Source organism: Spirosoma pulveris, assembly GCF_054781875.1.
This window is the reverse complement of sequence record NZ_BAAGTO010000003.1, coordinates 799,652-806,122: the sequence shown is the minus strand read 5'-3', so window position 1 is coordinate 806,122 and position 6,471 is coordinate 799,652. Positions and strand designations below refer to the sequence as shown.

Annotated in this window: 6 protein-coding genes; 2 read left to right on the top strand and 4 right to left on the bottom strand. The window is 49.9% G+C overall.

The features are described from left to right. Positions 1-193: 193 nt before the first annotated feature. The 4 genes from ACYVJM_RS15920 to nrfD form a co-directional block, all read right to left on the bottom strand. On the bottom strand, positions 194-670 hold the full coding sequence (locus ACYVJM_RS15920) for a YybH family protein (protein ID WP_461149219.1): 477 nt from the start codon (positions 668-670) through the stop codon (positions 194-196). 271 nt (positions 671-941) lie between these two features. Continuing rightward, complete coding sequence (locus ACYVJM_RS15915) at positions 942-1,358, bottom strand: response regulator (RefSeq protein WP_461149218.1); 417 nt, start codon at positions 1,356-1,358, stop codon at positions 942-944. A 430-nt stretch (positions 1,359-1,788) separates the two neighbouring features. After that, positions 1,789-2,181 carry a group III truncated hemoglobin gene (locus tag ACYVJM_RS15910; protein ID WP_461149217.1) on the bottom strand — a complete coding sequence of 131 codons (393 nt, stop codon included), beginning with the start codon at positions 2,179-2,181 and terminating at the stop codon, positions 1,789-1,791. A 68-nt stretch (positions 2,182-2,249) separates the two neighbouring features. Then, positions 2,250-3,719: an NrfD/PsrC family molybdoenzyme membrane anchor subunit gene (gene nrfD / locus ACYVJM_RS15905; RefSeq protein WP_461149216.1), complete on the bottom strand. Its 1,470-nt coding sequence runs from the start codon at positions 3,717-3,719 to the stop codon at positions 2,250-2,252. 180 nt (positions 3,720-3,899) lie between these two features. Between nrfD and ACYVJM_RS15900 the strand changes: the two genes are divergently transcribed. Continuing rightward, complete coding sequence (locus ACYVJM_RS15900; RefSeq protein WP_461149215.1) at positions 3,900-4,592, top strand: response regulator transcription factor; 693 nt, start codon at positions 3,900-3,902, stop codon at positions 4,590-4,592. Positions 4,593-4,599: 7 nt separating this feature from the next. Next, positions 4,600-6,045, top strand: coding sequence for a HAMP domain-containing sensor histidine kinase (locus ACYVJM_RS15895; RefSeq protein WP_461149214.1), 1,446 nt, complete (start codon positions 4,600-4,602; stop codon positions 6,043-6,045). Positions 6,046-6,471 lie beyond the last annotated feature (426 nt).

Below are 6,471 nucleotides of genomic sequence, written 5' to 3'. Positions count from 1 at the left end.
CTGGAAAGGTGGAAAGAGGTGATGAGTTTTTCGCGGTCGTGTTTTCTGCCTTGCATAGATAGCTGAAGGTACAAAAACTCCATCTATCATGCAGTTTTAGGCACTGGCAGAGTTGTGCAACAGCCACCTCCCTTTTGTGAGATTTACCAGCTGGCAGTTTTAGTGAGTGGCCTATGCGGTTTGTTAACATACCTCATTCTATTCCCTCATTGAGTTTAGCGTTTTGACCGGCTAAAATTCGCCAGCCACCATCCTTGTTAGTTAATAGAACCGTTCGGCGAAATCGAAAGGTTTGTCCGGGATAGCGCTCATCGCCACTTAAATCCGTACGCACATGAACCAGGGCCATATCGGGTTTGATCAACACAATATCCTCAACGGAACGGGTGGTAAAATGAGTTGCCTTAAAATAGGTGCTATGGGTAGTTTGATAATGCTTCTCTATTTCGGCCCGGCCTTTGTAATAGGCACCAAACCAGTTGACCCACGTAGCATCTGTATGGTATTGCCCGGCTAAAGCTTTCGCATCATGACGGTTCCAGGCCTGCTCATAGTTGTTGATGACGGATCTGATGAGCTCCTGAGTGGAATTTTGGGGAAGCTGTTGAGCACCTGTCGGGGGAGCCCATAGGCTTAATAGTGGGATTAGAGCAATAAGTAGCTTTTTCATAACAAAACGAAGGCGTATTTTTCTATTTGGATTCAGAAATCCAAATTACCTTTCTCGCCTTTACCGAGTACTGGCCTTTTATTCAAGGGTATATATTTTAAGTAGGTCAGCGAAAGTATATTAGGTTATTTTCAGTCTATTCCACCCCTAAATCCTCTAAAAGGGATTTTTTCAAGCACGTGCAAATTCCCCTTCTGAGGATTTAAGGGTGAATACGATTTAATCTAAAGTAATTTCCTTGATGTGTAGGGTATTATATCATTTGGGGCGCCTAGGCCTCATCAATTTGAGAAAGATGCGGCAAGTGCCGGATCACTAGCTGGTGGAGTTGTTGGGTCAACTTATCTATACCCGACACTTTAGAAAGGTATTCGCTGGCCCCCTGGGCCAAACAAGCCTGCTGCTCCTGAGCGTTCGCATGGGCTGACCAAACAACCAGCGGAACCTCTCCCATACCTGCCTGGGCCCGGATATAGGGGATCAACTCCGCAGCCGTAGTGGGTGGTAGATGGTAATCCAGCAAGATCAGGCTGACAGACGGTTCTGCCGGGGTCAGATGCGCCAGAAAGTCCGTCTTGTTGATGGTACACACCAGCGAAAGGCGCTCGCCAAAGAGTGTCTTGATCAAATACGTGAGCATCACGCAGTCATCTTCATCGTCGTCCAGAACCAGTAGAAAAGAAGTCAACGTTGTCGGTTAAAAAAGAAAATAATACAATACATGAACATATACTATATAATTACCTATCAGATGAAAAGGATAGAACGCAGGCTCGGCGTTTCACGACAATTTAACTAGCTATAAGCTCTCCTGAACAGGCTATTAGTAGACTAAGCTGCCTAAGCAGATACACAAGTATAAATATGAACTTGGTGTAAGGATACTTACTTAAGTAACTAAGTAAAGGTAGTTACAAATAGGATATGATCCTATGTTATGTCAACTTAACTTCATTGGTACATAATCCATCATCGACAAACTGTATTGTAAGTATATATAACATTGATTAACAGTTCCTTTTTGAGGGGTCTTCACCCCTACCCGTATTTTTGTCTACTAGAGATAACAACTTTAGCATGTGCTGGAGTCAGGCCAATCAAGCTCTCCGCAAAGTGAATCATGGATTCAGCGCCAGGGGCTCGCGGGCGGGGGTTTTGGTGAGCGGTCGTGATTCAATTTGCCTTGTCAGTGCTTTTGCCTGCTCGGCAACGGGACCCGAAAACAACTCATCAACGGTTGAACAAAACAAGGCTTGCCACCGTCTGAAATAGACCGACTCCAGCAGAGGCATCAGGTTTTGCTCAACATGCTGTTGGATAATGTCAGGCGGTGTCGTAGCCCCGCTCAGGAGTAGCCGCGTCCATACGTCTACAATTTTCCGAAAATGAGTAGCTGGCGTGACGCGTGCCACCAGCGTAACGATAAGTCCGATTTCTTCGTCGAAGAATACCCGACTGTAAAAGGCGCTGACTAGCCGTTCAACGTCGGCTTGGTTGGTGATATCAGCCATAAAAAAGAAGTTTACACGTGGAATAATCCGCCCAGCCCGTCAACTCACCCCGCCCCAGCGTCGCTCCATCAGCCATTTTCTGGCGGGGTCGCCTTCGCCGTAATAAGCAGATCAGGAGCGTCCTCCTGTGGTGAACGCTCGTGCCTGAGTTGGGGCATTTTCTCCGAGGAGGATTTCAGGATCGCTTTTACTTCGGCCATGTTTACGACGGGCAGCAACTTGGCAAAAAGCAGAAACAGGGTAAAAAATAGCCCCATCGTAAACAGGAAGTCGCTAATGTCGAACAGCGTAGGGTGAAACATGGCCCAACTGGAAGGCAGGAAGTCGCGGTGGAGCGAGGTGACAATGATTACGAACCGCTCGAACCACATACCAATATTGACCACCACGGCCAGCACAAACGACCAGACGACACTCCGCCGGATGGTACGTGACCAGAAAAGCTGGGGCGTAATGACATTACAGGTCATCATGGTGGCATAAGCCCACCAGTAGGGTCCCGTAGCCCGATTGAGAAAGGCGAACCGTTCAAATTCATTGACCGAATACCAGGCAATAAACAACTCCGTGATATAAGCCACCCCCACGATTGAGCCGGTGAGCACAATGACCTGGTTCATCGAATCAATGTGCTCTACGGTAATGTAATCTTCCAGGTGGAAGACCACCCGCGTAACCAGCATCAGGTTCTGCACCATCGCGAAACCCGAAAAAATGGCCCCGGCCACGAAGTAAGGGGGAAAAATAGTAGTGTGCCAGCCGGGGATAAGTGAAGTGGCAAAGTCCATGCTGACAATGGAATGCACCGACAGGACCAGGGGCGTAGCAACCCCGGCCAGAATCAGGCTCACGTATTCGTACCGCGCCCAGGTTTTGGCCGAGCCATTCCAGCCCAGTGCCAGCGTACCGTAGATGTACCGGGATATACGGTTGGAGGCCCGGTCGCGGATGGTAGCCAGATCAGGCACCAGCCCCATGTACCAGAATACCAGCGAAACCGTGAAGTAGGTGCTGATAGCGAATACATCCCACACCAATGGCGATTTGAAATTGACCCAGAGCGACCCAAACGTGTTGGGAAGTGGCAACGCCCAGTAGGCCAGCCAGGGACGTCCCATGTGCAGCATGATAAACATGGCGGCACAGATAACGGCGAAGATGGTCATCGCTTCGGCAGCCCGGTTTACGGATGTCCGCCATTTCTGACGAAACAGCAGCAGTACGGCTGAAATCAATGTGCCGGCATGTCCAATGCCCACCCACCAGACAAAGTTGGTGATGTCCCAGGCCCAGCCAATGGTTTTGTTCAGCCCCCAGACCCCCAGTCCCTGCCACCAGGTCCAGAAGACGCAGGCTGTGCCATAAAGCAGTACCGTGAGCGAGATGCCAAACCCAATTTTCCATTCCCGGGTTGGCCAGGCCTCGACCTGACGACAAATATCTTCCGTAACATCTGCATATGTTTTCCCACCCGTTACCAACGGGGGTCTGACAGATGCGGTAACAGGACCATGCGAGCTGGGGGAATCTGGTCTCATAATGGAGGTTGAGTAAACGGTAAAATCAGGGTAAATCCCGCTTTGGTAAGCACCACCGCAATGATACGTGTCGGGCTTGTCTGGTAGATGAAGGCATCTGCTAGGATGGATTAAATAATCCTAAAGCCGTTTGGTGGCGGGCAGATGATGGCTACCCACCCAGAGAGGGCATAAAAAAATATGCGTATTCTAATTGTTGAGGATGAGATTAAGCTGGCTCTTTCACTCAAGCGGGGTCTGGAAGAATGTGGCTTCGAGACAACGGTGGCACTGGACGGAGCCGCTGCCCGACGGATACTGGCATTGGGCGATGTAACGTTGATGCTGCTCGACATTGGCCTGCCGGATGTCGACGGACTTACCCTGTGCCGGGAAATGCGTAGACATTACGCCCAGATTCCTGTCATTATGTTGACGGCTCTGGGGTCGTTAGACGATAAGCTGGCGGGATTCGACGTTGGTGCCAGTGACTATGTGGTTAAACCGTTTGCATTTGGTGAGTTGCTGGCCCGTATTCGGGTGTGGCAAAAGCGAGCTACAACGGCGAGTGGCGTAGAGGCCGCCAACCTGCTCACCATCGCCGACCTGGTTATGAATGTCGCCGAAAGGCGGGTCAGCCGGGCCGGTCAGCCCATCAACCTGGCCCCGCGCGAACTGGCCCTGCTGCTCTATTTATTACGCCATCCGGGCGTGATCATCAGCCGCCAGCAAATCGCCGAACATGTTTGGGATATCCCCGTCGACTCCGGTACTAACTTAATTGACGTTTACATCAACTCGCTTCGTAAAAAAATTGACCGGAACTTTCCGGTTAAGCTGATCCATACACGGAAAGGTATCGGGTACATGCTCACTATAAGTCAGGAGGCTTGATGCGTCGATGGAAATTCGGACCCGACTTTCGCTCACGTTTATTGCCGTGGTGCTGCCGGTACTACTGCTGCTACTGGGCACCTTTTATTTTTATGTCGACCGATCGAAACGCGACGATTTTCTGATCAAACTCCGCTATAGGGGCATGACGATGGCGCAACTCCTGCAGGAGAAACGGACTATCCAGGAACCGCTGCTTCGGCAAATCGACAAAAAAACGCACACCGCTTATTCAGATCGGCGGGTCGCTATATTCGACATGCAGAACCAGCTGCTGTACGATAGTGGCGAACTGGACAACCGTACCGGAACGAACTCGCCCATCCCCATTGACGATCGCTTACTGAACCAGATTAGTCCGGGGAGAGAGGTACGCCTGGTCAACGGCCGACGAGTTGGCCTGGGCCTGCTGGTGAGGCAGCCGGGGCAGCGGCTCAAAGTGATCAGTTATGCCATTGATGACTACGGCTTCCGCACCATGAAGGAGGCCGCTGTTGTAATGGGCTTCATGTTTGGTATAACGGGGCTGCTTGTCATTGGATTGAGCCGACTATTTGCCAGCCGATCGGTCCGGCCTCTGGTCGATATCATTCAGCAGATCAATCAGATTACGCCTTCGAACCTGGACGCCCGGCTGACCACACCAAGCCGTACCGACGAACTGGCGCAACTGACGCACACCTTCAATCAAATGCTTGATCGGATTTCTGCATTTGAATTGCAGCGTAGCTTCATTGCCAATGCGTCGCATGAATTACGGACCCCGTTGTCTGTGCTGACCAACCAGATCGAGGTGGCCCTGATGAAGCCACGCCCGGCATCTGAATACGAACAGCTATTGACCTCGTTACAGGAAGAGATCGGGCGGCTCAATGCGCTCTCAAACGGGTTACTGGAACTGGCACAACTGGAAAACCGACAGGTCGACCTAAGCAGAGACGAGATAGCCCTTGATGAGGTACTATACGAAGCGGTAGGGCTGGTACTCCGTAAACACCCTACGTACCGCATCACGCTGGGCGAATCCACGCCGGGCGAATCCACCGCACCGGCGGACCGGCCGGGCGAATCCACCGCACCGGCGGACTGGGCTGATGAGGGCTTACCCGACGTGATGCTGTATGGCGAGTTGTCGTTACTGAAAACAGCCTTTATCAATCTGATCGATAATGGCTGTAAATTCTCGGGCAGTCATCATGTCCAGATCACCGTTGTCGTACTTGATACATCGGTTGAAGTTGTCGTTTCTGATCAGGGCATAGGCATTGCCGCTGACGAGCTGAATCAAATTTTCCAGCCTTTTTACCGCGCCACCAATGCCCGCGCCATCAAAGGCAGCGGTATCGGTCTGTCGCTGACCAGTCGGATCATCCAACTTCACAGAGGAACCCTCATGGTTAACTCGCAACTGGGAAGCGGAACGACCATTACCGTGTCGCTACCCCGCCAATAAGCCATTAATAATCTATAATGAAATTGGCCTGGAGCTTTCCTAAAAGCCAATTAGTGACTGACATAGGTCAGGTCCGTTTGTGTTGCTTCATCCAAAATGGTCAGCCCTTATCAGTCCGATGAATTTATTTATTCTCTTTTAGCTGTTTCCCATTCGCAAAAGACTCTCATAAGTTATACCCAAAAAAAAGGCTGTATCTGCCGGAACAGATCATCGTTTTTTTGTTTGCTCCTGATTCCACTACTGTTCAAGTAATTACCTTTACTTAATAGCATTTTAATCTTCTTCAAGAGTAAAGGATTTAGTATTATTCTTTATTAATTTATTTAATGTAATTATCTAAAAAGGAGGAAAAACTTTAGAAACTAAATACGGAATCGGCTTAAAATAGCTAGCCATTAACAGCGAATAGATTTACAAAAATGA

Coding starts and splice junctions, on each gene's coding strand:
- ACYVJM_RS15900 (WP_461149215.1), top strand. CDS start 3,900: ATGCGTATTCTAATTGTTGAGGATGAGATTAAGCTGGCTCTTTCACTC.
- ACYVJM_RS15895 (WP_461149214.1), top strand. CDS start 4,600: ATGGAAATTCGGACCCGACTTTCGCTCACGTTTATTGCCGTGGTGCTG.
- ACYVJM_RS15910 (WP_461149217.1), bottom strand. CDS start 2,181: ATGGCTGATATCACCAACCAAGCCGACGTTGAACGGCTAGTCAGCGCC.
- nrfD (WP_461149216.1), bottom strand. CDS start 3,719: ATGAGACCAGATTCCCCCAGCTCGCATGGTCCTGTTACCGCATCTGTC.
- ACYVJM_RS15920 (WP_461149219.1), bottom strand. CDS start 670: ATGAAAAAGCTACTTATTGCTCTAATCCCACTATTAAGCCTATGGGCT.